At 37.3% G+C, this 25,022-nt stretch carries 22 protein-coding genes and 1 pseudogene; 3 read left to right on the plus strand and 20 right to left on the minus strand.

Going from position 1 to position 25,022, the window contains the following annotated elements; translation table 11 throughout:
• Nucleotides 1–61 precede the first annotated feature (61 nt).
• The 6 genes and pseudogenes from KBP50_RS11405 to fdhA form a co-directional block, all read right to left on the minus strand.
• The gene (locus tag KBP50_RS11405) at nucleotides 62–853 is read right to left on the minus strand and encodes a CPBP family intramembrane glutamic endopeptidase (RefSeq protein ID WP_050352444.1); all 792 of its coding nucleotides are present in this window, start codon (nucleotides 851–853) and stop codon (nucleotides 62–64) included.
• Between the two features lie 414 nt (nucleotides 854–1,267).
• On the minus strand, nucleotides 1,268–1,495 hold the full coding sequence (locus tag KBP50_RS11410; RefSeq protein ID WP_050352443.1) for a DUF3923 family protein: 228 nt from the start codon (nucleotides 1,493–1,495) through the stop codon (nucleotides 1,268–1,270).
• Nucleotides 1,496–1,782: 287 nt separating this feature from the next.
• Entirely contained in the window at nucleotides 1,783–2,133 is a 351-nt protein-coding gene (locus tag KBP50_RS11415) for a DUF2200 domain-containing protein (RefSeq protein WP_050352442.1), read from the minus strand.
• A gap of 514 nt (nucleotides 2,134–2,647) precedes the next feature.
• A pseudogene (locus KBP50_RS22120) lies at nucleotides 2,648–3,272 on the minus strand (DUF4349 domain-containing protein).
• A gap of 100 nt (nucleotides 3,273–3,372) precedes the next feature.
• A complete protein-coding gene (locus KBP50_RS11430) occupies nucleotides 3,373–3,558 on the minus strand; it encodes a hypothetical protein (RefSeq protein ID WP_050352439.1) in 186 nt (61 codons plus the stop codon).
• Between the two features lie 527 nt (nucleotides 3,559–4,085).
• On the minus strand, nucleotides 4,086–5,303 hold the full coding sequence (gene fdhA / locus KBP50_RS11435; protein ID WP_128743467.1) for a formaldehyde dehydrogenase, glutathione-independent: 1,218 nt from the start codon (nucleotides 5,301–5,303) through the stop codon (nucleotides 4,086–4,088).
• 361 nt (nucleotides 5,304–5,664) lie between these two features.
• Here fdhA and KBP50_RS11440 point away from each other — a divergent pair, with 361 nt between their 5' ends.
• Nucleotides 5,665–7,302 carry a M4 family metallopeptidase gene (locus KBP50_RS11440; protein ID WP_236691425.1) on the plus strand — a complete coding sequence of 546 codons (1,638 nt, stop codon included), beginning with the start codon at nucleotides 5,665–5,667 and terminating at the stop codon, nucleotides 7,300–7,302.
• A 373-nt stretch (nucleotides 7,303–7,675) separates the two neighbouring features.
• Here KBP50_RS11440 and KBP50_RS11445 read toward each other — a convergent pair whose 3' ends face one another.
• The 5 genes from KBP50_RS11445 to KBP50_RS11465 form a co-directional block, all read right to left on the minus strand.
• A complete protein-coding gene (locus tag KBP50_RS11445) occupies nucleotides 7,676–9,463 on the minus strand; it encodes an alpha/beta hydrolase family protein (RefSeq protein ID WP_050352437.1) in 1,788 nt (595 codons plus the stop codon).
• Between the two features lie 533 nt (nucleotides 9,464–9,996).
• Nucleotides 9,997–11,232 (minus strand): dihydrolipoamide acetyltransferase family protein, encoded by a 1,236-nt coding sequence (locus KBP50_RS11450; RefSeq protein WP_050352436.1) that lies wholly within the window; start codon nucleotides 11,230–11,232, stop codon nucleotides 9,997–9,999.
• A 15-nt stretch (nucleotides 11,233–11,247) separates the two neighbouring features.
• Nucleotides 11,248–12,279 (minus strand): alpha-ketoacid dehydrogenase subunit beta, encoded by a 1,032-nt coding sequence (locus tag KBP50_RS11455; RefSeq protein ID WP_050352435.1) that lies wholly within the window; start codon nucleotides 12,277–12,279, stop codon nucleotides 11,248–11,250.
• 19 nt (nucleotides 12,280–12,298) lie between these two features.
• Nucleotides 12,299–13,264, minus strand: coding sequence for a thiamine pyrophosphate-dependent dehydrogenase E1 component subunit alpha (locus tag KBP50_RS11460; protein ID WP_050352434.1), 966 nt, complete (start codon nucleotides 13,262–13,264; stop codon nucleotides 12,299–12,301).
• 243 nt (nucleotides 13,265–13,507) lie between these two features.
• Nucleotides 13,508–15,310 (minus strand): sigma-54-dependent Fis family transcriptional regulator, encoded by a 1,803-nt coding sequence (locus KBP50_RS11465; protein ID WP_050352433.1) that lies wholly within the window; start codon nucleotides 15,308–15,310, stop codon nucleotides 13,508–13,510.
• A gap of 747 nt (nucleotides 15,311–16,057) precedes the next feature.
• Here KBP50_RS11465 and KBP50_RS11470 point away from each other — a divergent pair.
• A complete protein-coding gene (locus tag KBP50_RS11470; RefSeq protein WP_050352432.1) occupies nucleotides 16,058–16,534 on the plus strand; it encodes a hypothetical protein in 477 nt (158 codons plus the stop codon).
• 27 nt (nucleotides 16,535–16,561) lie between these two features.
• On the opposite strand, the gene KBP50_RS11475 is transcribed toward KBP50_RS11470, so the two are convergent.
• From KBP50_RS11475 to KBP50_RS11495, 5 genes are all read right to left on the minus strand, one after another.
• The gene (locus tag KBP50_RS11475; RefSeq protein WP_050352431.1) at nucleotides 16,562–16,807 is read right to left on the minus strand and encodes a hypothetical protein; all 246 of its coding nucleotides are present in this window, start codon (nucleotides 16,805–16,807) and stop codon (nucleotides 16,562–16,564) included.
• A gap of 266 nt (nucleotides 16,808–17,073) precedes the next feature.
• Entirely contained in the window at nucleotides 17,074–17,889 is an 816-nt protein-coding gene (locus KBP50_RS11480; protein WP_050352430.1) for a hypothetical protein, read from the minus strand.
• A 115-nt stretch (nucleotides 17,890–18,004) separates the two neighbouring features.
• Nucleotides 18,005–18,580, minus strand: coding sequence for a DUF5067 domain-containing protein (locus KBP50_RS11485; protein WP_050352429.1), 576 nt, complete (start codon nucleotides 18,578–18,580; stop codon nucleotides 18,005–18,007).
• A gap of 312 nt (nucleotides 18,581–18,892) precedes the next feature.
• Entirely contained in the window at nucleotides 18,893–19,204 is a 312-nt protein-coding gene (locus tag KBP50_RS11490) for a DMT family transporter (RefSeq protein WP_050352428.1), read from the minus strand.
• The gene (locus KBP50_RS11495) at nucleotides 19,204–19,545 is read right to left on the minus strand and encodes a DMT family transporter (RefSeq protein WP_050352427.1); all 342 of its coding nucleotides are present in this window, start codon (nucleotides 19,543–19,545) and stop codon (nucleotides 19,204–19,206) included. The genes KBP50_RS11490 and KBP50_RS11495 overlap by 1 nt, the downstream gene beginning before the upstream one ends.
• 807 nt (nucleotides 19,546–20,352) lie before the next feature.
• On the opposite strand from KBP50_RS11495, the gene KBP50_RS11500 reads away from it, so the two are divergent.
• Entirely contained in the window at nucleotides 20,353–20,517 is a 165-nt protein-coding gene (locus KBP50_RS11500) for a hypothetical protein (protein ID WP_157858483.1), read from the plus strand.
• Between the two features lie 74 nt (nucleotides 20,518–20,591).
• Here the strand turns inward: KBP50_RS11500 and sufB are convergent, their stop codons facing one another.
• The 4 genes from sufB to sufD form a co-directional block, all read right to left on the minus strand.
• Nucleotides 20,592–21,989: a Fe-S cluster assembly protein SufB gene (sufB, locus tag KBP50_RS11505; protein ID WP_050352426.1), complete on the minus strand. Its 1,398-nt coding sequence runs from the start codon at nucleotides 21,987–21,989 to the stop codon at nucleotides 20,592–20,594.
• Nucleotides 21,990–22,060: 71 nt separating this feature from the next.
• Nucleotides 22,061–22,495: a Fe-S cluster assembly sulfur transfer protein SufU gene (sufU, locus tag KBP50_RS11510; protein WP_050352425.1), complete on the minus strand. Its 435-nt coding sequence runs from the start codon at nucleotides 22,493–22,495 to the stop codon at nucleotides 22,061–22,063.
• Nucleotides 22,485–23,705, minus strand: a complete 1,221-nt coding sequence (locus tag KBP50_RS11515) for a cysteine desulfurase (RefSeq protein WP_050352424.1) — start codon at nucleotides 23,703–23,705, stop codon at nucleotides 22,485–22,487. Before KBP50_RS11515 ends, sufU begins: the two co-directional genes overlap by 11 nt.
• Nucleotides 23,705–25,012 (minus strand): Fe-S cluster assembly protein SufD, encoded by a 1,308-nt coding sequence (gene sufD, locus KBP50_RS11520; RefSeq protein ID WP_050352423.1) that lies wholly within the window; start codon nucleotides 25,010–25,012, stop codon nucleotides 23,705–23,707. Before sufD ends, KBP50_RS11515 begins: the two co-directional genes overlap by 1 nt.
• Nucleotides 25,013–25,022 lie beyond the last annotated feature (10 nt).

The following is a 25,022-nucleotide window of genomic DNA, read 5'->3' on the forward strand; positions in this document are numbered from 1 at the left end:
AAGTTTGATCTTCCTACGCTAGTTTCCAACGATCGTGTCCGATTGCAGAAACAGATCATTTTTAGCTAGACATTCTTTTATTTAATATGAACAAGTATGTAATCAGGATTAAATGAACAACTAAAACTATCATACTACCTTCCATTTTATAAATGCCACCTGATAGTAATAGATTACCGTGGAAATTACTGGTTAAGAGATTTGGATAATCACTTGCCAATGAAACGCCTCCAAGGATAATCCCTCCAATTACATTCCAAATGAAATGAGCAATGATTGGAGCAACTATTGTACCTGTATATTCTAACAGTAATGTTACAAATATACTCATTGAAACAACATTCAACACGGGAATAATACCTGCTTCAAATGCGCCACCGTGCATCGCAGTAAATAAAATTGTAGTTAAAACTGTCGCCACAACAAAATTATATTTTCGCTTCCATAATTGGTATAAATATCCTCTCACTAACAATTCCTGCATTACAGCATTCAAGAGTGCGGCAAAAATCCAAATCCATATGTAATTAATACTGTTTTGTCCTTGTATATTCATTGTTTTTGTAAGTAAAAGAACAGCTACCACGCTACCTAACCATAAGAAACCTATTGCAACACCTATTAGAAAATTTTTAAAGAACCTTGATGCTACGGGAATCTTTATTTTGCCCTTTTCTATTACTAAAACAAAAATAACAGAAAATAAAAGCACCGCAATAAATGGAGTAAACTCCCACCAAAGTCGTAATAACGCCGAATTTTTTGTTGGTATATCGGGAGTAAAAGAAATTAAAATTGCCCAGCTAATAAAAAAGATGACTGTTTTTAAAATAGTACTTATTAATCTTTTCACAATTGATTCCTCTCTCTATTTGTTGTAAACTGTTCAACAAAATGGACCTTATAGCAATAGCGAACGCATTTCTTATCGCGTTTGCCACCAATTTTCACCAGAGGCGCCTACAGCATTTAAATTCTCGGCAGGCAGATCTTCATACATTTCTTTGAATATCTATAAAGTACATAAACCTGTAACGTCACTGATATAATCTATTTTCGTCAGTAAGTTTAACAAGCTCATTTATCTCCAATATTTAATTTTCTACTTTTTTCAACGGCTAACGGACCGCAACTGTTTTTCTGCCTGAAATAATGGAATAAAATGGTGCCTCAAATAATCTCATCTTGTGAACTGCTTTTTCATCCATTACAAATAAAGCTATTGTTTTATTTTAACTATCTATGATTCCTGATTTGCGCTTAATTGTTATTTATTACTGCTAATGATCAAATTAACAATTAGCCATATAACTTGAATAATGATGGGAAGTATAAATCCAATCAATAAAACTATTAATGCCACTAATTTAAGCTCAGGTGTTTGCGTAACACCTGCGCCATCAACCTTTCTTAACCAAATAATAGACGCCCCAACTACAAAAATGATAATCCAAAATATGTTACCGATCCACCAAAAGATCCATCGTTTTTTCACATTATCATTCCTTACACTTCCTCAGCTGAAATTTTATGTAACAATATAGTCCGATTGAAGCTAACTCTTTGGCGTAATTTTTAATACTTCTTTAAAACACACGTTAAATGTAGAGTTTTTCCTTTAATAAACTGCTTAAAAACTCCCAAGAGATACGTTTTGATAATAATGAAGCGTCATATCCTCTCACCTATTCAACAATTCACTTATGTCGTCTACGTATCCACTTACAAAAAGCAACGACTTTTTTATATTTTATACATAGAATCAGGCTTCTTCGTTTACCATTATTGGCGCAAAATCTTTTCCATCGATTTTCCCTTTGCTAATTCATCGATAAGTTTATCCAAATACCGTATTTCCTGCATCGTTGGCTCTTGGATGTCTTCCACTCGGACTCCACAAATTACACCTTTGATTAGGACCCGTGAAGGATTCATTTGGGGAGCTTCCGCAAAGAAAGTCTCAAAGTCTGTCTGTTTTTCCAGTTGCGCTTCTAACTCTTCTTGGCTATACCCTGTTAACCAACGAATAATTTCATCGACTTCCGTTTTCGTACGTCCTTTTTTCTCCGCCTTCGTAACATAATGGGGATAGACACTTGCGACACTCATTGTATAGATCTTATGTTTTGTCATAATACAACTCCTCGTTTATATGGCTTTCTTTATTTTATCATAAAAATAGTTGCGCAACACGTAGCTCCATGCTTGGCACCTGATTCCTGAACTTTATTACTTGTTTAACTGAATTGTAATTGCTAAGCTTAAGGGCTATTTCTATATCAAAAAGAGAGCCAAATTTCGCATATTCTCTGGCTCTCCATTTCTCAATTTTAAAGATAGTTTGTGAAAGAACTTTTATGATGGAAGCCCTTAATCTGCTCCATCCAAAGTGCTAATTTCTAATATTTATTAACAACGGGCAAGGATGGAGAACTTGGAGAACTAAACTTATTGAATTAGCTAACATCAACCTCACCTCTTTCAACTTAATATACACATCAACATATAATTCCTCTAAACGAATTTTTTGAATTTAGATATCGTTTTATCCAGCTATCTTCTCTTTCTGAAGAATTTTATAGTCCAGTATGTTAATGCAATCGTATCAACAACACCATGTTATCAACACTTAATTACTGCACCCGACTCACTTCTTACGATTTTTCTTTATCCATTTTTTTATGATCCTCCACCCTAGCGTAATTAGCCCACCAAACAAGAGAATAATTGGGATATTACCTGCTATAAAAACAAATATAGTTGAAACCATTTTTAAAAGAAAGTTTGTACTCTTAACGAATTGTTGCGTCGTTGCTTCCCATGTATTTAAATCTTTATTTTTTAAGGATACATCATTTTCTCGTACTTCAATATGAATCGTTGCTAGATCAGCTTTATTTTGCAAGTAATTCATTCGTCCTGTAATCTGCTCTATTTCCTCCTGTACTTTGGCAAGGTCTGCCGAAATATTTAAAATCCTCCGTTTTTTCAGCTTGTTCTATAAAAGCTAGCAATCGTTTTTCCACCACTTTTTTTGAATGAAGCCGAGATTCTAAGTCCACATATTCTTCTGTTACATCCTGACCTGATACATTGCTATTTAATAATTTGCTAACACCTGATTCGACTTTATCCATAAAAATATGAAATCGCTCTTGCGGAATTCTTGCAGTTAAAAAACCTGTTCGCTTTCCTTCCTCGGAATCGTTATCTCTCGTAGACTCCACAATATAGCCGTCGTGATTAGAAATCAACTTTTCTAGATCTGCCATTTTTCTTTCATATTCTATTACCTCTATCCTAATATCCGCAGTATAAATCACCTTTCGCTCAGCAACGTTATATGTGTCCGCTTTAGGCACTTCATTTTCTTCAAGGTTGCTCTTCTTCACTCCCTACTTCAGCCATTTCTGTACTACTTTCACTATCTTCGACTTGCATTTCCACTTTTGCTTGTTCATTTTGCGTAGTGGATGTATCACTGTTGTCTGAACGTTCAGAACAACTAGTAATTACGATTAAAAATAAAAACAAGTACAATAAATATCTCACCTTCATCTTTTCTTCCACCCCTTATCCCTTGTTAAAGACATTTGTAGTACTAACGATCAATACGAGTAAATAAAAGTTACATTCCTTTTTAAAAAGTGTTTATCCAAGTATGGTCTTTATTTTCTGTAAGCAAGTTGAAGCATAATTATTTAACTAATCAAAATTTGGATAACGAAAAGCCTTATTCCATTATTAGCAGCGAAATAAGGCTATGCGTTAAGATGGTTCATCTTTTGACCAAAGGCGCAGGACGCCCGTTTAGGAACGTAGCGAATGGAACGGGAATCAACGGAAATAAAGGAATCATGCCACTAAAACAGGGGGATGTCGACGTCTGGGCGGCAAGCCTGTGTTTAGTCGCCTTCCTCTTAGCGACGAACCGATGATGACTTATCTTAGGGCGCATTTCTAAAGTCGCATCGTTGCTGAGGATGGAGCCGGACTTGGCTATTCGGTTATTTCGTTATCCTCAAGCACCTTATTTTAAAAATGCATGGTTACTGCACTTCTAACAGGAATACTCGCAATTCATTCTATGCTTTTGCCATTCCATGCGGGTCAATGACAAATTTCTTAGAAGCACCCCCATCAAATGCCTCGTATCCTGCTGGTGCTTCATCCAGTGATATTAAAGTAGCGTTTACCGCTTTTGCAATTTGTGCCTTGCCACTTAAAATCGCCATCATCAAATCATGATGATATTTCATCACAGGGGTTTGCCCAGTAACAAAAGTATGTGCTTTCGCAAATCCAAGGCCGAAGCGAATTTTCAACGTACCTTCTTTGGCATCCTGATCAATCCCCCCTGGGTCCCCCGTAACATATAATCCTGGAATACCCAATTTCCCGCCAGCTCGGGTGATAGCCATGATCGTATTCAATACTGTTGCTGGAGCTTCACTTGCTCCTTCACCGTGACCACTTGCTTCAAATCCAACTGCATCAATGGCGCAATCCACCTCTGGGATACCAATGATTTGCTCCATTTGCTCACCGATATTTATATGATCGCGAAGGTTAATCGTTTCACACCCAAAACTGCGAGCTTGTGCTAATCTTTCCTCAATCAAATCGCCAACAATTACAACAGAAGCTCCAAGTAATTGCGCTGAATGAGCAGCAGCTAGACCTACCGGACCTGCACCCGCAACATAAACTGTCGATCCTGTCTTTACTCCAGCACTTACTGCACCATGATATCCAGTAGGGAAAATATCAGATAACATCGTTAAGTCAAGGATTTTCTCCATCGCTTGGTCTTTGTCAGGAAATTTTAATAGTTGAAAATCGGCATATGGAACCATTACATATTCCGACTGACCACCAATCCAACCACCCATGTCCACATAACCATAGGCAGATCCTGGTCTATCTGGATTCACGTTCTCACAGATATGGGTGTCTTGTTGTTTACAATTTCTGCAACGTCCACAGGCAATGTTAAAGGGCACAGATACCAAGTCTCCTTCATGGATAAATTCCACATCGCGCCCTACTTCAACAACTTCCCCAGTTATTTCATGACCAAGCACCAAACCGCTTGGAGCCGTCGTTCTGCCACGGACCATATGCTGATCACTACCACAAATATTTGTCGTTACCACTTTAACAACCACGCCATGATGACATTTTCGCCCTACATTTAGTGGATTTACTCCCGGTCCATCCCGTAATACTAAATCCGGATAACGAATATCCTGCACCTCGACCTTTCCAGCACCTACATAAACGACACCCCTGTTCTCAGCCACTAAAACACTCCTTTTCATTCCAAATTTTTGATGTTTTGGAAGCGATGTTAATCTAGTTCCATTATACTGCTTAAGAATTAATATTTCTATAATTCTATAAATTTAAATAAAACTATTTTATTATAGCAAATATTAAACTTATCTCAAATTCGGTAAATTTTCCCTATTATTGCTGAATATTTTCTACTTCTGTATTCATTTTATGGACGTGCGCAAGCCTTTTTTCTATTAATTTGTAGTTCTATAGATATAAAAAAATTGCAAAAATAAGTCGAATAGTATATTGCATGTCACCCAAATCTACGATACTATTAATTTCAAATTTAATACCAATAATTCCCATGAAAAAGGAGAGAGGCATGTGCAAAAAAAATGGCTAAAAAAAGTTGGCGTTGCTTCTATGACGACAGTTCTAGTCCTTGGTAGTAGTCAAATGGTAAATGCTGAAGAAAGTGGAGAATGGAAACTTAAAGAAGATGTTGAAACGTTGTGGGAAGAAAATAAACAAGAAGAGGTACCTTCATTTATTAATGGAAAACTTTCCGATCAAAGAATCACCAGCGAAAAGGATGTAGCAAAGTTTTTTCAAGCTAATCAAGCTGTTTTTAAATTAAACCCTGAAACAGAGCTGAAATTTTTAGAAGCAGATGTAGACAATGTTGGAATGACACATTATAAGTACCAACCAAAAATTCAAAATATTCCTATAGATAATTCCAAAGTAGTCGTTCATGTTAATCAACATAATAAAATAGCTGCAATAAATGGCGAGTTTCATCCGAAAGCTCCAGCTAAACTAAAAGAAGAACGTAAATTAACAAAAAAGGAAGCTGTTAGTAAAGCTTGGCAACATATTGACGTAAAACGAAGCGAAGCAGACCAAAAGATACAGTCATTAACTGGTGAAGTTTTTAACTCCCTCGAAGAAAATGCTCAGTTAGTAGTTTTCCAAAATAACGACAATTACACATTAGCCTATCGAGTTGAACTGCAATTTGCACAGCCTTCTCCAGCAAACTGGCAAATCTGGTTGAATGCAGAAAATGGAGAAACTCTCAAAGCCTCTAATCAAGTGAAGGAGGCAGCAAAGACTGGAACTGGAGTAGGTACGCTAGGTGATACAAAAGATTTAAATACGTTCTTACACCAAAATAGCTACTACCTATATGATACGACTAAGGAAATGGACGGGGTGATTGAAACATTCGATAACCAAGGCGGTAGTCAATATCAGCTGCCAGGCATTTATGTGACAGATAGTGATAATCAGTTTATGAGTGAATCGCAAAAAGCTGCTGTCGATGCCCATTATTATGCTAGTGAAGTATTTGATTATTATTATGACACCTTTGATCGCGTAAGCTATGATAATAATGGAGCTTCCATCCGCTCATCTGTCAATTTCGGAAATGATTATAATAACGCAGCTTGGGTCGGTAATCAAATGATCTATGGCAACGGTGATGGTGATACATTCACTTACCTATCAGGAGCAAAAGACATTGTTGCTCATGAATTAACACATGCTGTGATTCAGGAAACAGCCGATCTCGTATATGAAAATCAACCCGGTGCTTTAAATGAGTCTTTTGCAGATGTTTTCGGCTATTTCGTTGATGAAGAGGATTGGTTACTAGGCGAGGATGTATTTACTCCAGGTACAGAAGGAGACGCACTTCGTAGCTTAGCGGACCCTACTGCTTACAATCAACCAGATCATATGGATGATTATCAAAATCTACCAAATACAAGCGAAGGAGATTGGGGTGGCGTTCATATTAATAGCGGGATTGCTAACAAAGCAGCCTACCATACGATTGAAGCAATTGGCGCAAATAAAGCCGAACAAATCTACTACCGAGCATTAACTGTTTATTTAACTCCGAACAGTAGTTTTCTAGATGCACGTCAAGCTCTCATTCAATCAGCACGCGATTTATACGATAAAGAAACTACAAATGCGATTGCTGAAGCATGGAAGCAAGTTGGCGTTCAATAAAGTCAATTAGGGATTTTCATTCACCCCCGTTGATTGTTAGTACCGTAATGATAGGAGCTAAAGGCCTCTGAACGCTCGAGCATTTAGGTGCTGTTATCTCCCACTTAGACTTGTTACAGTACAGATTATCCAACTCCTTAGGTGGGAAGTCTTACAGCACCTAATATGCAAGATAAAAGGGATTTGTAATACCAAGACTAGCAGTTAATTTCCAGCTAAATTGAAATAAATTACATCAGTGGGGGGGTACTTTTATCCCCCACTGATCCGCTTTTTATTAAAGAACAAGTTTGTTAGGTTAAACTTAGTAATAAAAATCCCTTTTGGTATACTAGTAATCTTTGCTTTTATATCTTTATAAGTGAATCCCAGCTTACTTTTGCGCTAGATGCTTTTGCATAAATGCAATAATTAATTTATTCATAGTGATGTGGTTTGTCATTTTTTCTGTTTGATGCCCTTCATCTTCAAAAATGAGCAGTTCCACATTTTTTCCTTGCTTTTGTAAATCGCTTGCCAATTGTTCCGCTTCTGAAACTGGTACACGCGTATCATTTCGGCCATGAAAAATAAGCAATGGTGCTTGTATATTTGCTGTATGGCGAAGTGGTGCAATTTCCTCAAAGAAATCGACATCCTCTTTTAAAGAGCCATATTCATACTCTCTTAATTTGCGACGCCACGGACCCGTGTTTTCTAAAAATGTTTTGAAGTGAGATATTCCGACAATGTCAACTGCTGCTGCCCATAAATCAGGATAGTGGGTAATCGCAGCTAAAACCATAAATCCTCCATAACTTCGCCCCATAATTCCTATTTGGTCACGATTTACACCTCTATTCTGAACAAGGTCTTCTACTAACCATTTGAGATCTGCGACTGCATTCATTCGTTTTCTTTGATCATCCAATTTTGAATACGTTCTTCCATATCCCATACTGCCTCGCACATTCGGAACTGCCACCGCAAACCCATTTGCTGCTAAATATTGAATGACTGGATTAAATTCATCGCGAATCTGGTACTCCGGACCTCCGTGAACATAAATCACTGCTGGTTGTGATTGCTTTACATCTCCGTAAAAGAAGTAAGGAACGTTTAACCCATCAAAGGATGGATAAGTAAATAAATTCGGTTCTATCAAATATTTGGTGATCTCCGAATGACCAATATGCGTTAATCTTGTGCAACTCCCCGTTCCTAAATGCAGCTGCCAAATATCACCAGGTAATACTGCGCTTTTTATATGCAATATTAACTCTTGATCGTTCACCCAACTCACCGAGTTATAAACACCTTTTGGTAATGTCTCTATATAGTCATATGTTTTAACATCCAAATGGTATACTCCCAACTTCGATCTTCCACCTTCATTTACGGTAAAAGCTAGTTGCCTTTGATTTGGTGATAACTTCAGTTCTTCTATATCCCAATTATCATCAGATAATACTTCTGTTAAAATAGCTGGTTGATTTAAGGAAAATTGATAAATTGCTAACGTATCTCGTTGAATATCTGTGAGGACAAACCCTTCTTTACCATTAGCAGTTAACTCTACCTCCTTAAATCTTGCTAAAGAATCATCTCCTAGTCTAACTGTGCTACCAGTTGCTATATCCAACAAAAACAACCTATCTTCAATGTTAGTTTCTGGTATCCGAATTAACAATTGGCTACCATCCTTTGACCAGAAAATAGATTTACAATTTCCATCCGATTCAAAAACGACCTTCTGTTTCTTGGTCCTTAGATCTAATACGAAAACATCGAAAATACCAGGGGACCGTCTATTGCTAGAAAATGCAATTTGCTTTCCATCGGGTGACCAGCCCCCAAAATAGTGGAAATGCTGCTTAGAAACTACTAATTCTTGAACATTTCTTCTACCACTGTCCATTAGATAAAATTGTTGTTTCTCATTACCGTGTTCATCCATCCCGACGATGGTTTGCTGTCCTGTCGGGGAGTGAAAGACAGAAAGTACTCGATCAGGCAAATCTGTAAATTGCTCTAACTCAGTTGTTACTAAATTCAATTTCCATACTTGCGGTAGCCCCGTTTTCTTCGTTAAAAACGTTATCTCATCTTGCTGACCTGGAATAACAATTGGTTCATAAGCGTGTTGCATTTGCAAGTATTCTTTAAGTAAAGATTGCTCCATTTATAAGCCTCCTTTTTAATTTATAATAAGTTCTATTTTCACTCTAACTATTCAGAACAAAGGTGCGGGGCGCCCGTTTAGCAACGTAGCGAATGGAACGAATCAACTAAAGATAAAGGAATCATGCCACTAAAAACAGGGGTATGCCGACGCCTGAGCGGCAAGCCCGTTTTTAGTCGGCCTTCCCCTTAGCAACGAACCGATGCTGACTTATCGTAGGGCGCATTTCTAAAGTCGCATCGTTGCTGGGCGATGAAGCCGGACGTGGTTATTGGGTTTTTCGTTATTCCAAGCACATCATTTTATCTTTCTTATTTCTTGAATTAAAACTATTCTATCATTTATTTATACATTCGTCTTTGGTTGGTAAAGAAATAATATATAAAACCACTCTTTCCATTTAAAAAATTGGACTTGAAAAGAGTGGTAACAAAACTTTTTCTAAACCAGAGAGGAAGTAACAGGCTTATTCCTTTGGTTTATTTCTCTATTATAAGGACATGACGTAACCTACGATGCTACAACATTAAGCTCTAAAGTAATAACAAATATGGATTTGCTAGATAATGAGCAATCGTATTTAAAAAAGCAGCTGCTGGCGCCCCATCTAACACTCGGTGATCAAAGGTTAAGCTTAATGGTAATGATATCTTTTGCTTTACAGCTTCATTTTCACCTAACGCAAATTCTTTAATAAATGTACCTACACCTAAAATACCACTTTCTGGCGGATTAAGAATGGGTGTAAAATATTCGACCCCCTGCGCTCCTAAATTGGAAATCGTAAATGTAGCTCCATTTAATTCCACATTCTTACCCTCTCTAGCTGATTCTGTTACTAGTTTAATTTGCTCTGCTAAACTGCCAAGTGGTAATCTTTCTGCATGCTTTACAACAGGAACGACCAAACCATTTTCTAACGACGTTGCAATGCCTAAGTGTACTACATCATATTGATGAAGCTGTTCATCTATTAAATGCGTATTTACTTCTGGATGTTGTTGTAAGCTTAACGTCACCGCCCTTGCTAGAAAAACGGTTAATGTTAATTTTATATCTAAACCGTTTTCTGCTGCTTCTGCACGCATTTTGTTTTGAAAAACAAGTAGATCTGTTATATCTGCCTTTCGATGTAAGGTTAATTGAGCTGTATTTGCAAGGCTTTGCTGCATATTTGTAGCAATTGATTTTCTCATAGACGACAAGCCAGTTACATGGGTCGCTTTTTCTTGAGCAGTTTGTTTTTCTACCGTTTGTTCTTCCATTATTGTAGCTGCTGCTTGTTGCTTTGCAGCCTGTTCAATATCTCTTCGGGTGATCCTTCCCTTTGGACCAGTACCGGTTATGTTTGAAATATCTATCGCTAATGCTTTTGCCTTTTTCCGAGCAGCTGGTGAAATACGTTTTTTTCGTTGTGGACCATCCATTTTCTGATTCAGTTCACTTTGTTGGATTGTCTCTTGGTGTACCTCTGGTTCTTGTTCCGTTTTTGTTTCTTCAACGTTCGATACAGCTTCTCCAACTTCTTCTCCATCTTGACCGACAATACCAATTGGCTCACCAACAGTCGCTTCTTCGGTTACATCTTTGATAATTTTTAATAACACACCATCGGCTGGTGCTTCTACTTCACTCGTCAGCTTATCAGAACTGATTGTAACAATTCCCTCCCCCTCTTTTACTGTATCGCCAGGCTGCTTGAGCCATTCTTCCACCGTTCCTTCTGTCATCGTCATGCCGAGTTTCGGCATTACAATCGATGTAGCCATATAATCCCCTCCTATTTATCTAGATAAGGTTAATTCCCCAATCATTTCTTTTGCTGTTTGTACAACTGTTTCAGCTCGTGGTATATATAATTGCTCCAAATTAGTTGCAAATGGCGTAGGCGCATGCGGAGCCGTTACCATCTTAATTGGTGCATCTAATGAATCGAATCCTTTATCCACAACCAGCGCAGAAATATCTGTTGCCGCATTACAACGCGGATTCGCTTCATCAATAATCAGCAAACGACCTGTTTTTTCAACAGACTGTAGTATGGTATCCTCATCAAGTGGAGATAAAGATCTTGGATCAATGATTTCAGATTCTACACCTTGCTTTGCTAGCTGATTTGCAGCGTCTGTGGCAACATGCACCATTTTTCCAATCGCAATGATGGTTAAATCATCTCCGTTACGTTTTATTTCTGCTTGACCAAGAGGAATCGTGTAATAGCCTTCTGGAACTTCACCTTTCATGCTATATAATGTTTTATCTTCAAAAAAGGCAACTATATCATTATCTTCAATTGCTGTTAGTAATAACCCTTTGGCATCGTATGGATTAGAGGGGACGACTACCTTTAATCCTGGTATTGCTGTTAATATGCCGTACAAAGATTGCGAGTGCTGAGCGGCCGCTCCAGCCCCTGCACCGTGGCTCGTACGTATGGTCAAAGGGACTTCCGCTTTTCCACCAAACATATAACGAATTTTTGCACCTTGGTTCATAATTTCATCCATCGCGCTTCCGATAAAATCGTTAAACATTAACTCTGATATCGGTCTTAATCCAGTGACCGCAGCTGCTACTGCTGCTCCCATGTAGCCAGCTTCAGCGATTGGCATGTCAATAACACGTTTACGTCCATATTTATTACCTAAACCTTTCGTAACGCCGAATACGCCACCCCAAGCTTCTTCGTCCTGCAAATGATCAACCGTCGCTCCTCCAGCTACATCCTCTCCAATCAAAATCACTTTATTGTCTCGCTCCATCGCTATATCCATCGCTTCATTAATCGCTTTTGAAAATGTTAATTTTCTAGCCATTTATCTCACCTCATTGATATTATTTGTAAGTAACATATACATTCTCAGTTAAAGCTTCCGCACGTGGCACTTTACTGTTATGTGCAAATTCAACCGCTTCTTTAACAGCTTTTATCGACGTTTTTTCAATTTCTTCCAGCTCTGCTTTATTTAATAGATTGTTCTCTAATGCATATTCCTTGAAATGTTCGATACAATCCACTTCAACAGGCCATTTTTCTTTATCGGTTTCAGACTTATACGATTGATTATCCCCTTCAAAATGACCATGTGTACGGTAGGTAATTGCTTCAATTAAGGTTGGACCTTCTCCATTTCTTGCCCGTTCTACTGCTTCTTGGGCGACTTGATACACCTTTGTAACGTCATTTCCATCTACACGAACGCCTGGAATATCATATGCTTTCGCTCGTTCAGCAATCGTTTTTGCTGAAGTGGCGTATTCAAATGGTGTCGCTTCACCAAAACCGTTATTTTCCGCTACAAATATGACTGGTAATTTTAAAGCCGCTGCAATATTAATTCCTTCATGAAAAGTACCATGGTTATTCGCACCATCTCCGAAGAAACATACAGCCACACCGCCAGTTTCTAATATCTCTGCAGATAACCCCGCCCCAACCGCTAACGGGAATCCTCCCCCAACGATTCCATTTGCTCCAAGCATGCCAACTTCCAAGTCTGCGATATGCATGGAACCACCTTTTCCATTACATAAACCCGTTTCTTTACCAAATATTTCAGCCATCATTCCATTTAAATCACAGCCCTTAGCAATACAATGTCCGTGACCGCGATGGGTACTTGTTATATAATCATTGTTTTCTAAATGGGCACAAACTCCCACAGCTATTGCTTCTTCTCCCGCATATAAATGTACAAATCCTGGGATTTCCCCTGTTGCGAAGATTTTTTGTACTTGGTTTTCAAAATTACGAATATCATTCATTTTGGCATACATCCAACTGGCCATTTTCTTATCCATTTAAAATCCTCCTTTATGATTTTGTCCCTTCACTTAATACAAGCAAAATTCATGCCAACTTTTAAAGCGGATAAAATAAAGCGTTTTCATAAACAGCAACTAAAAATGAGACAACTTTTGCAAATTGTCTCATTTTGTCGCAATTTTTATGAAGGGATTATTGTCCAACGTCCACTATCTATTTTTTGTTCAATTATCATTTTAATAATGAAATCGACAACAGACCAACGGTGCTGTCTTTAACTACAATTGATACTTTTTAATCTTTCGATATAGTGTACTTCGCGACATGTTTAAATCAGTTGCTGCACTCGCCACATGATTATGATGTTTTTTTAAAGCTTGTTTAATCTTCTCTACTTCTAGTTGTTCCCGAAAATTTTTCGTTTCCTTCTTATTAGTCCTTCGTTCTAACAGTTCAGCTTGTTCCCATATCGAAATGATGTGATACAACTCTTCTTCCTTAGGCGTATGATCTTGAAATAAGATGCGGCAACGATCTAACGCATTAAATAATTCTCGAATATTACCTGTCCATCTCCCATTTTTAAAAATAGACGTCAACTTTTTAATCCAGCTTGGATGCCAGTTCTGTATATTACAATAGTGGTCAATTAAAAATGGAATATCTTCCTTTCGCTGCCGCAACGCCGGCACATGAATGGGAAAACCATAAATGCGATAAAATAGATCGGCCCGCATTTTTTCCTCTGCAACTAATTGTCTAATATCTACATTTGCTGCCGAAATAATTCGTACATCTATGGAAATCGGCTGATATCCTCCAATACGTGTCACCTGCTTTTGTTGTAATACACGAAGCAAGGCAACTTGCATGGAGTGAGGTATATCACCAATTTCATCAAGAAACAATGTACCGCCATTGGCTGCTTCTAGTTTCCCCTTTCGCCCATGTTTATGGGCTCCAGTAAATGCCCCAGGTTCATAGCCAAACAATTCACTTTCCAATAGCTGTTGGGGAATGGCACCACAATTGATCGAAACAAACGGTCGATTTGCACGATCACTGTTGCGATGAATTGCTTCAGCAACTAATTCCTTACCAGTACCTGTCTCTCCATAAATATGCACAGCAGCATCAGTTGAAGCAACTTTGTTTACATCGTGTAATACTTTTCGGAACGCTGCACTAGTTCCTGTTACCCCGGCAAAATAAATAGGCTTTTTATCTGCTGCTTCTTCTACATAAACCTCGTATCCGATCGTGCGTCCATTTGCTCGAATTGCTTTTTTATTCTTGGATAAACTTAATTCCAACTCTAGCTTGTATAAAGGTTCGCCAACAATATGTCCATACTGGCTTTCTAAATATCTAGGCACTTTACAAATAAGATAATCATTCGAACAAATAATTGCATCCACTGGTTGCGGATATTTGAGTAGTAATTCCATATCTTCATACATCGTTTTTCGCCAAGCAAGGGCAATCGAATCAGCAATCATCTTCACCGTAGCTAAGACATAATTAAAATTAATCGGCTTATACGGACTCGATATATTAAGTATACCGAGCAATTGGTTATGGTGATCTACGATTGGAGCAGCAGCACAGTTCCACATTTGGGAAGCTATCGCAAAATGTCCATAGCCCCTTACAGTAAACGGCTTTTTAAATCGATGCGCTAAACCAATCGCGTTTGTACCAACCTCTGTTTCTCCCCAATTTGAGCCTTGGATAAACAAAATATCATAAGCTCTTGCTTCTACCGACGGTTCTCCTTTATTTTGTAAAATATAACCGTCTTTATCGGTTAAGGTGGTCACATACTGCCATCCTTTTAAGAAATATTGTAATTGGTCGCGTTGTGCATTTACTAAAGAGATAAGCAGTGCATTTTGTTCTAAACGATATTGTAATTCATCTGCTTGTAAAATTGCTTTAGAAACGCCGTCAAATGGATCCACACCTTGTTGTTTACATCTTTTCCACGAATCAATCAGTTCGGAGGATATATTTTCATTAACCAGACTCCCCTCGCGAATAAAACGCTTCCAATTTTCTTTAGTAACCACATCAGTAATCAAAAGCATCAGCTCCTATCAAGGATATATACCAAGTATTACTAGGAAGACACATTCTATCTTTTACGTGTACTTATGATAATCATAAGCGCGTTTAAGACATCAGATCAAATATTACAATTAATGCGTGTTTATTGCTTCACACCTAAAGTCATATTCCATTTTAATCTTTGCAAGTTGTTCGGTTAAACCCTCATTTGCATTTTTAGTCGTCATCGAGAGCGTAATCATTTTCTCCCTTCATTTTATAAATCGCTGAATCATTACAGCTTGCTCGGTTATTCTGCCTTTCATTAGCTGTTTGTTTGTTTTATAAGTTCTCTGTCGGCTGCAGTAACCAATGGCTGGTTTAGAAGGATAACAGGAATTGGATCGTTCATTATAAAAGCAGCCTAAGGAATAAAATGACTTTTTATTTCCGCCATACTCCATTAATCCTTTCTAATCGGCGTAAACCAAAAAGCTGAAGAAATATCTTCAAAGTAGTTCCTCATTGAATCATACCTTTTGATAGGTAATCATCTGTTACTTACAGGTTGACATCGATTTACCCTACTTCCATAAAAATTTATGCTTTAAAGGCTAATTGTTGAATAATCTGTCCATTCAACGTATATTTTCATTTGCATTGCCTATACTATAGGAAAACAAAATAAAGGAAAAACTACTTTTTTCTGACGTTATCTTTGAAATAAAGAAGAGTATAAATCTTCTATACGATTTGACTTTCAAAAATAAGGAGCTTGAAGCATGGACAAAGTTATTCATAATCTTGATTTACATTCTAAAGGTATTTGGTTTCCTATTACTATTAGCATTGTACTGGCGCTAATCATGCTTTTCGTTCCAAAAAAGCATATCACTTGGAAGGAACTATATGCTATGTTTGGAATAATAGCTTTTATTACTTGGGTTAGTGATGCAATAATTGGCAGAACATTAGACCTGATTGATCTCGGAAACCCCAAAACAGCGGGGCTTGCAGAGATATTAGTGTATACATTTGTCCCTTCGTCTCTTTCTATACTTTTTTCTAACTATTATACATCTAAAAATAAATGGTTGTTGGTACTAATCTTCACCATCATTGCTTCTGTTATTGAATGGATTATGGTACAGCTAGGTTACTTAAAATATAAAGGCTGGAATCCACTTATTTCAATAACTGTTTATATCATTGCTTTTGGATTTCTTATACCTGCACATATTAAAATGCTGCGAACATAAAAAAGTTCTGTTAGCGAAATATTGCTTTCATAGCGAGTGCTTTATAACTTTTCGCTGAATAAAGTAGGAAATAACAGCAGAAACCAAAACAAAAATAATAGTTAGCAAAACAGAACTACCCTGTAACACAAGAGATTGCGATAGACCATCACTTGCGTTCCAAGCTTCCGTTATATCTGGCTCGTATAAAAAGGTAACCATAACACCAGCTGAAATTTGCAACACTAAAAAACAAAATACAAAACTGACTGAAAATAAAAGCAACCTTTTCATTTGCTTCAAACCTCTTTTCAATTGGTTTTTTCAACACACTAGTCCAGTACTCCAACTACAATTCTATTTCTCGACTTTCCTTCATTTTAGCAAATTATGCAACGTATTGGAACCTTCCTTCCCTCATTTTCGTACGTAAGAAAATGAAGTGATGGTATTCTTATTTTCATCTAGCATTAGCATGAAAAAGCGCTAACTGTGGAAATATCGAAGAATACATCAAATTATACGTCATCTCCAGAATTTCGCTCGTAGATTTCATTTCATTATTTTTCTGTTCTATTGTCCTCAGAGGATAAGCGATAAGTAACCAATAAATCACCTTCAAGATAAGTGTTAAAAATTTGGTAGATTACACCATTCCTCCAGCCTATAAATAATTGCATTTTGACGATACCTTGTCTAATTGCATCTTCATCAACGGAATCAACTATTCCTTCACCTAGTTGTTTATCTAGCTCATTCTCGTAATCATCCGAAGCTCCAATATCATATCTCCAATTAGGTAAAGCGTTAATCGCGTCTACTCCCACTGCATCAGCTTCTCCAATCAGATCCATTACCTCTGACTCTGTCATTCCGATACTTAGGTTTTCTTTAATGAATTCATTGTCAAACCCAAATCTTTCGTACTCTATTTGATAAATATATTCTATAAAATTTTCAAACTGCTTATCAAAAACATGTTTAAAAGACCACTTAAACATCTGTGTCACTAATTTGTACAACCAATTCGAAGGAACCAAAGAAACATTAACAATAAAATTTGTTCCTTCAGGAGTTTCTTCAAGAATATATTCTGTCTTACTAAGACCTTCTTTTGTTTCAGTTTCGACTGTGGCGTAGTTTGGTGGCTCATATTTCGTATATTTACCTTGCAATTCATATACTTTTTTCCCTATTTTTTGCCTGGTAATGAAAGTAGCACCTTCTCTTAGTTCCTCTTCATTTCCATTATAAATATTTTCAATTATTTGTGTATTCCATTTCAAAACATGTTCATCTTTGTTTAAACATTCTGATACTAGTTCCATATTAGTATATATTTCTGATTCAAAACGATAACAATGTATTTCTTTCACTTTATACATTCTCCTATCCAGTTTTATTCGATTTATTATACTATGGAAAGGAAAAATATACTATATTACTATGTAAAGAAAAGGCACTCATCAAATGAGCACCTTTACTTGTTTTTTATTTTATTTCATATTCTTGTCTGCCTAGCTCTTCACCCATAGCTCCTTGACTGGCTACTAAAGTTACAGGAGTTTCTAAATCATCTAATTCATAAGCGACGGAGTTTTCTACAGTACCATCTTTCTTTATTTTTTCCAATTGCGTATCTAAGTGATTTTCATCAGGCAAGCTACCCAATTCCAATTCATTTACTGCATTTGGATCATTGTCTTGCACCGCTGTAAATACTGCTATCCAAGCTGTTGATGGATCTATCTCTTTATCAGTAAAGTTCGTTACTTCATACCAAATAGCAAAAACTGGTTTTTCTCCATCTTCGTTTCCTGGTTCTCCAGCAGGTATAACCTTCGTTTCTGTTATTTTAATTTTTAAATCTTCAATTTTAGCTTCGTTATCTTTGAAATATACATCTTCGTTTTCGTTTGTTTCTGCTTTATCTTTGCTTTCTTCGCTCGCTGCATCAGCGCTTTCTTTGCTTTCTCCTTTTTCTGTATCTTTACTCTCGGTTGATCCACCGCATGCAGATAAAACTACTAACATTACAGCAAATAAAACAAATAAGTATTTTTTCATATCTTTGACCCCCATATATATATAATCATCCTAATTATGGACTAGTTTACAATATTTATCAATATAAATAGCACTTTTAGATGTGCTAAATATAAAGGCAATTTTTCTGTTTGTATAAGCTATTAACATACCGAACACTAATATCTTTATTATTGACATTTATATAATAAAGATATATATTTTAGGTGTATGTAACTTACTTATACTATGAATTAATTGACAGAAAATTGCCCTAAGAAAAATTATTATTCATACATACATCAACATAGTCTAGTAGCTATATTAACATATGTATGTTAGGTATAAATTTAATTAAAAGGCTTCTAATATAATTACTCCTACAACAATAAGGGCTAGACCTTTTAATTTCCGTAACGTAAATTCTTCTTTGTATACGATGATGTTAAATAAGTTATTAAACACAATGGATAGACCTGACCAAATCGCAAAAGCTATACCCATATTCATATATTTTATGGCTATAGACAGTAAAATGATAGCTGTCAAAAATGAAATCAAAGCAAAAATAGTGTGATTCATTTTTGCCATACCTTCAGATTTTTTTACGAAAATATGACCTATTACAGCACATATCGTTGATATTAACAAAATAACTATTCCCATCAGTGAACCACTCCTTTTGCTTGATGAGGCTTCCTACTAAGACTGGTAACACCTGTGAGAATTAGAATAACGCCTATTAAGTTCAGTGTAGATACTTTTTCATTAAATAAAAAGAATCCTACTAAAAGGACGATAACTGTGCCAAGTCCTGCAAATAAAGCACCAACTACCCCTACCTCTTTCCCTCTAGTACTCCCCATATATAATAATATAGAGAAAAGATAAAAGGTAATTGCTATGATACTAGGGATCAATTTAGTTAAACCGTAAGAATAACTTAAAAAAACTACACCCATTACTTCGAATAGAATAGCTAATGATAAACCTATCCAGAATTTCATATAATTACCTCCCCCTAACAAAAAGCCTAATATTAACAATATATCAATTGATTTACAGGATATCAATGAGTCAATAAAAAGTCGGAATAGTAACCCTTAAGTGAAGATAAAGACATCATTTATTTTGACAATAAACTTAAACCCTAAGATGAAACAAACTAAGTGCATACGAATTTGCTTTCCTCATCAAGCTAAAAAGGGATTTATCACTTGTTGATAAGTATAAGGGGGAATCGCTATGCATCGTGGACACGGCGGAGAAAAATGTAAACAAACCAACTATGTTTATCTGGGCGAGTATCACACTGTTTACGTACTATTATTATTTTTAAAATATTAGTTTCTTAGTTCTACATTCGTTAGCAAGGAGAATTATTCTTCATTTTTCACATAAAAAATAACATAGTGTTTTATTAAATCTTTTCTGTTTTAGCTATTCCTCTTCTTTTAACCTCCTTAATCCATAAATTGGAAAAACTTCTATTCCAAAATATCCACCCTGCTTGCTTTAAGACATTCGCGTGCAGTACATCTATTCAAAGCTGGAGCTTCTCTTAAATATGTGTCACATCGATTAGGAAATTACAGCATTAGAAAAACTTGGCTTGTCGCCAAGTCTTATGGCGGAAGCCTTTGTTTTTCTTATACTATAAACCAAAAATCTTATCCTTTCCTATAGTGGAACAAAGGCGCAAGCGCCCGTTTAGCAACGTAGCGAATGGAACGAATCAACTAAAGATTTAGGAATCACGGTGAGGCGACGAACCGATGATGACTTATCGTAGGGCGATTCGTGAAGTCGCCTAGTTGCTGGGCGATGGAGCCGGACGTGGCTATTCAGTTATCCCTTATCCCAAAGCAACAAATTTTATGCTTTCTTATCTTTTTAAAAAAACTGCTGATACATATTTGCACATCCCTGAGAAAATAAAAGATGATGCAATAAAAATGTATCAGCAGTATTTAGATTAATTTTAATTCCATTAATTATGAGCGATTTATCGGTGCTAATTCCCACGAACTTTTAAAAGCATTGTTATCAAGCCTTAACCAATCGAACCTTCCATCTCGAAGCTAATCAATCGGTTCATTTCCACTGCATATTCCATTGGCAATTCTTTTGTAAATGGCTCGATAAAGCCCATTACAATCATTTCTGTTGCTTCCTCTTCTGTTAAGCCACGGCTCATTAGATAGAATAGCTGTTCTTCAGAAACTTTAGATACTTTTGCTTCATGCTCTAATGAAATATTGTCATTGTGAATTTCATTGTAGGGAATAGTATCAGACGTTGATTCGTTATCCATAATGAGCGTATCACATTCGATGTTGGAACGAGCGCCTGATGCTTTACGTCCAAAATGCACTAGCCCACGGTAGGATACTTTTCCGCCATTTTTTGAAATAGATTTCGACACAATGGAAGATGACGTATTTGGTGCTAGATGATGCATTTTAGCGCCGGCATCTTGTAATTGACCTTTTCCAGCAAAGGCAATGGAGAGCGTATAACCACGAGCTCCTTCGCCTTTTAGTAAAACTGCAGGATATTTCATAGTAATTTTAGAGCCAATGTTACCGTCGATCCATTCCATCGTTGCATTTTCATCACAAGTAGCTCGCTTAGTTACTAGGTTATAAACGTTGTTCGCCCAGTTTTGGATCGTTGTATAGCGGCAGTATGCATCTTTTTTAACAAAAATTTCTACTACAGCACTGTGCAAGGAATTCGTTGTATAGATTGGTGCTGTACAACCTTCTACATAATGAACAGAAGCCCCTTCATCAACGATAATTAGCGTACGCTCAAACTGTCCCATGTTTTCCGAATTTATACGGAAGTAAGCTTGCAATGGGGTTGTTGTCTGTACACCTTTTGGTACATAAATGAACGAGCCACCAGACCACACAGCTGAGTTTAAGGCAGCAAATTTATTGTCCGTTGCCGGGATAACTTTACCGAAATACTCTTTGAACAGCTCTTCGTTTTCCTTTAACGCCGTATCGGTATCCTTAAAGACAATTCCCATCTCTTCCAAATCTTCTTTTAAGCTATGATAAACAACTTCGGATTCATACTGTGCAGAAACACCTGCTAAATATTTTTGCTCTGCTTCAGGAATCCCCAGTTTATCAAACGTCCGCTTAATTTCTTCTGGGACCTCATCCCACGTTCTTCCTTGTTTTTCTGAAGGCTTTACATAGTAGACAATCTCATCAAAGTTTAACTCAGATAGGTCGCCACCCCATTGTGGCATTGGACGCTCGTAAAAATGCTCCAATGCTTTAAGGCGGTAGTCAAGCATCCATTGTGGCTCCTCTTTCATTCTGGAAATCTCTTCAACAATTTCACGAGTCAAGCCTTTTCCTGAACGAAAGACAGAAACGTCACGATCACGAAAACCATATTTATACTCTTCGATTTCTGGCATATTTTTTGCCATAAATAACCCCTCCTTTAGGTATAATTCAACATCGATATCCATTTCGTAATAACGCTCTTACTATTACGACCTTATTCGCCTTTAACACCCTTTTCCATTGCTTTCCAGGATAGGGTGGCACATTTAATTCTCGCAGGGAACTTGGATACACCTTGAAGTGCTTCAATATCTCCTAAATCTAACTCTTCCGTATCGACATCTTCTCCCAACATCATTTTGGAAAAAATATGGGACATTTTTATAGCTTTTTCTACCTCTAACCCTTTAATCGCTTGTGTCATCATAGAAGCTGAAGCCATGCTAATGGAACAGCCTTCACCTTCAAATTTAGCTTCTTTGACAATTCCATCTTCCACTTGCATGTTAAGCTGAATGCGATCTCCGCAGGTTGGGTTATTCATATCGACAGTAAGAGCATCCCCGTCTATTCTACCTTTGTTTCGTGGATTTTTATAATGATCCATAATTACTTGTCTGTAGAGTGTATCTAGGTTATTAAAAGCCATTCCCAAAATACTCCTTTGTTTTCTGAAGTCCATCCACCAGACGATCGACATCTTCTGCTGTGTTATACAGATAGAAGCTTGCTCTTGCAGTCGCTGTCACATTTAACCAGCGCATTAATGGTTGAGCACAATGGTGTCCAGCTCGAACCGCAATGCCTTCTGCGTCTAGGACAGTAGCTGTATCGTGAGGGTGAACATCATCAAGATTAAAGGTAATAAGTGCAGCGCGATGCTCTGGACCATAAACCGTAATGCCATCCATCGCTTGCATCTTTTGCATCGCATATTGCGCTAGCTTTTCTTCATGCTTGGTGATATTGTCCATACCAATATCTTCCAAAAAATCGATAGCTGCTCCTAAGCCGATAGCTCCAGCAATGATTGGTGTCCCACCTTCAAATTTCCACGGAAGCTCTTTCCATGTGGAATCATAAAGATTTACAAAATCAATCATTTCTCCACCAAACTCAACTGGTTCCATATTTTCAAGCAGCTCTTTCTTTCCATAAAGTACCCCAATGCCAGTTGGAGCGCCCATCTTATGACCAGAAAAGGCGTAGAAATCGCAATCAAGCTCCTGTACATCTACTTTCATATGTGGTGCGCCTTGTGCCCCGTCTACTAGCAAGACAGCTCCATGTTCATGGGCTATAGAAGCTACTTCTTGAATCGGATTAATCGTCCCCAATACATTGGATACATGTGTCATGGCAACAACTTTTGTTTGCTTCGTAATGGTTTTCCTAACATCCTCTAACCTAATTGTCCCATCCTCTTGCATTGGTATATATTTTAATGCAGCACCAGTGGCTTTAGCAGCTTGCTGCCAAGGGATGATATTACTATGATGCTCCATTGGTGTAATTACAATCTCATCCCCAGCTTTTAAGTTAGCACGTGCATAACTTGTAGCAACTGTATTAATCGCTGTTGTTGTTCCCCGTGTAAAAATAATTTCCGCACTGCTGGAAGCATGAATAAATCGGCGAACTTTTTCTCTTGCTCCCTCATAAGCAGAAGTTGCTTTCGTTCCAAGTGTATGCACACCACGATGAACATTTGAATTATATGAACGATAATAGGTATCGACAGCTTCAATCACCTGGATCGGTTTTTGTGACGTTGCTGAAGAATCCAAATAAACAAAAGGATGGCCATTCACTTCCTGGTTTAGAATAGGAAATTGCTCACGAATGGCTTTTACATCCATTAATATACCTTCCTTTCAATGACCTGCGTTAATTGATTTTTAACTGCTTCGATCGGTAATTGATTTACAACAGGTGCTAAGAAGCCATGAATGATTAAACGCTCGGCTTCTTCTTGGGTAATCCCTCGGCTCATTAAATAATACAACTGCAGTGGATCAACTCTCCCGACAGAAGCTGCGTGACCAGCTGTTACATCGTCTTCATCAATTAATAGAATCGGGTTTGCATCCCCACGCGCTTTTTCACTTAGCATAAGCACACGAGATTCTTGTTCGGCATTTGCTTTGGAAGCGCCATGCTCAATTTTCCCAATGCCGTTAAAAATAGAAGTAGCACTATCTTTCATCACGCCATGTTGTAAAATATAGCCTTCTGAATTTTTACCGAAATGGACAATTTTCGCAGTAAAGTTTTGCGTCTGCTTTCCACGACCAACAGATACTGTTTTTGCATTAGACAACGAATTTTCACCAACTAGATGGGTAATATTTTCAGAAACCGTATTCCCATCATTCATTTGTCCCAATGCCCAGTCAATGTTAGCGTCACGATAAGCAACGCCACGACGGTTATTGTATGCTGTTGTACCTGCTGCAAAATTATCAACCGCTCCAAATGAGATCTTTGCATTGTCTTGTGCAATGACCTCCGTTACAATATTCGCAACCGTAGGTTCATTCTTATTGTGAGAAATATAGTTTTCTACATAAGTTAATGAACTGCCTTGTTCTGCCACTACAAGCACGTGGTTAAACATAGCTACTTCTGGATCTTCCTGCCAGAAAATCGTTTGCAGCGGTGCTTCCACAATGACATTTTTAGGAATGTAGACAAAAACTCCGCCGTTCATTAAAGCTGCATGCATTGCGGTTAAACGGTGCTCATCAACAGATACGGCATCTTTCATATAATAACGCTGTACGAGATCACTATGATTTAGTAATGCAGTAAAAATATCGGTAAAAATAACACCTTTATCTTGTAACTCTTTACTTAACGTACTGTAGGCAACAGAATGATTGCGCTGAATCAGGAGGTTCTCCGGTAAATCGTTTTCATCTAGATATTCCTGTAATTCAACAGGTAGATCTTGTAAAGAAGTAATCTCCTCGCCTGTTGCTGTATGCTTAAACTCGGTAAAATTCCACTTACCAATTTTCGTTTTATCTGGCTTTGGTAGCTCCAAGCCTTCAGCACTGCTTAGCGCCTGAAGACGTAAATCCAACATCCATTGTGGCTCGTTTCGTTCTTTCGAAAACTGTTCAATGTATTCTTTATTATATGGCAGCTTTGTTTCTACAGTCATGAATACCCCT

Source organism: Virgibacillus pantothenticus (assembly GCF_018075365.1).
GTDB classification, from domain to species: domain Bacteria; phylum Bacillota; class Bacilli; order Bacillales; family Amphibacillaceae; genus Virgibacillus; species Virgibacillus pantothenticus.

Bases quoted from the DNA above. Each gene is read 5' to 3' on its own strand.
- KBP50_RS11460 (WP_050352434.1), bottom strand. From the start codon at position 13,264: ATGGATAAGAAAATGGCCAGTTGGATGTATGCCAAAATGAATGATATT.
- KBP50_RS11445 (WP_050352437.1), bottom strand. From the start codon at position 9,463: ATGGAGCAATCTTTACTTAAAGAATACTTGCAAATGCAACACGCTTAT.
- KBP50_RS11490 (WP_050352428.1), bottom strand. From the start codon at position 19,204: ATGGGAATAGTTATTTTGTTAATATCAACGATATGTGCTGTAATAGGT.
- KBP50_RS11415 (WP_050352442.1), bottom strand. From the start codon at position 2,133: ATGACAAAACATAAGATCTATACAATGAGTGTCGCAAGTGTCTATCCC.
- KBP50_RS11495 (WP_050352427.1), bottom strand. From the start codon at position 19,545: ATGAAATTCTGGATAGGTTTATCATTAGCTATTCTATTCGAAGTAATG.
- KBP50_RS11470 (WP_050352432.1), top strand. From the start codon at position 16,058: ATGGACAAAGTTATTCATAATCTTGATTTACATTCTAAAGGTATTTGG.
- KBP50_RS11485 (WP_050352429.1), bottom strand. From the start codon at position 18,580: ATGAAAAAATACTTATTTGTTTTATTTGCTGTAATGTTAGTAGTTTTA.
- KBP50_RS11515 (WP_050352424.1), bottom strand. From the start codon at position 23,705: ATGGATGTAAAAGCCATTCGTGAGCAATTTCCTATTCTAAACCAGGAA.
- sufU (WP_050352425.1), bottom strand. From the start codon at position 22,495: ATGGCTTTTAATAACCTAGATACACTCTACAGACAAGTAATTATGGAT.
- KBP50_RS11430 (WP_050352439.1), bottom strand. From the start codon at position 3,558: ATGAAGGTGAGATATTTATTGTACTTGTTTTTATTTTTAATCGTAATT.
- KBP50_RS11450 (WP_050352436.1), bottom strand. From the start codon at position 11,232: ATGGCTACATCGATTGTAATGCCGAAACTCGGCATGACGATGACAGAA.
- KBP50_RS11475 (WP_050352431.1), bottom strand. From the start codon at position 16,807: ATGAAAAGGTTGCTTTTATTTTCAGTCAGTTTTGTATTTTGTTTTTTA.
- sufB (WP_050352426.1), bottom strand. From the start codon at position 21,989: ATGGCAAAAAATATGCCAGAAATCGAAGAGTATAAATATGGTTTTCGT.
- KBP50_RS11455 (WP_050352435.1), bottom strand. From the start codon at position 12,279: ATGGCTAGAAAATTAACATTTTCAAAAGCGATTAATGAAGCGATGGAT.
- sufD (WP_050352423.1), bottom strand. From the start codon at position 25,012: ATGACTGTAGAAACAAAGCTGCCATATAATAAAGAATACATTGAACAG.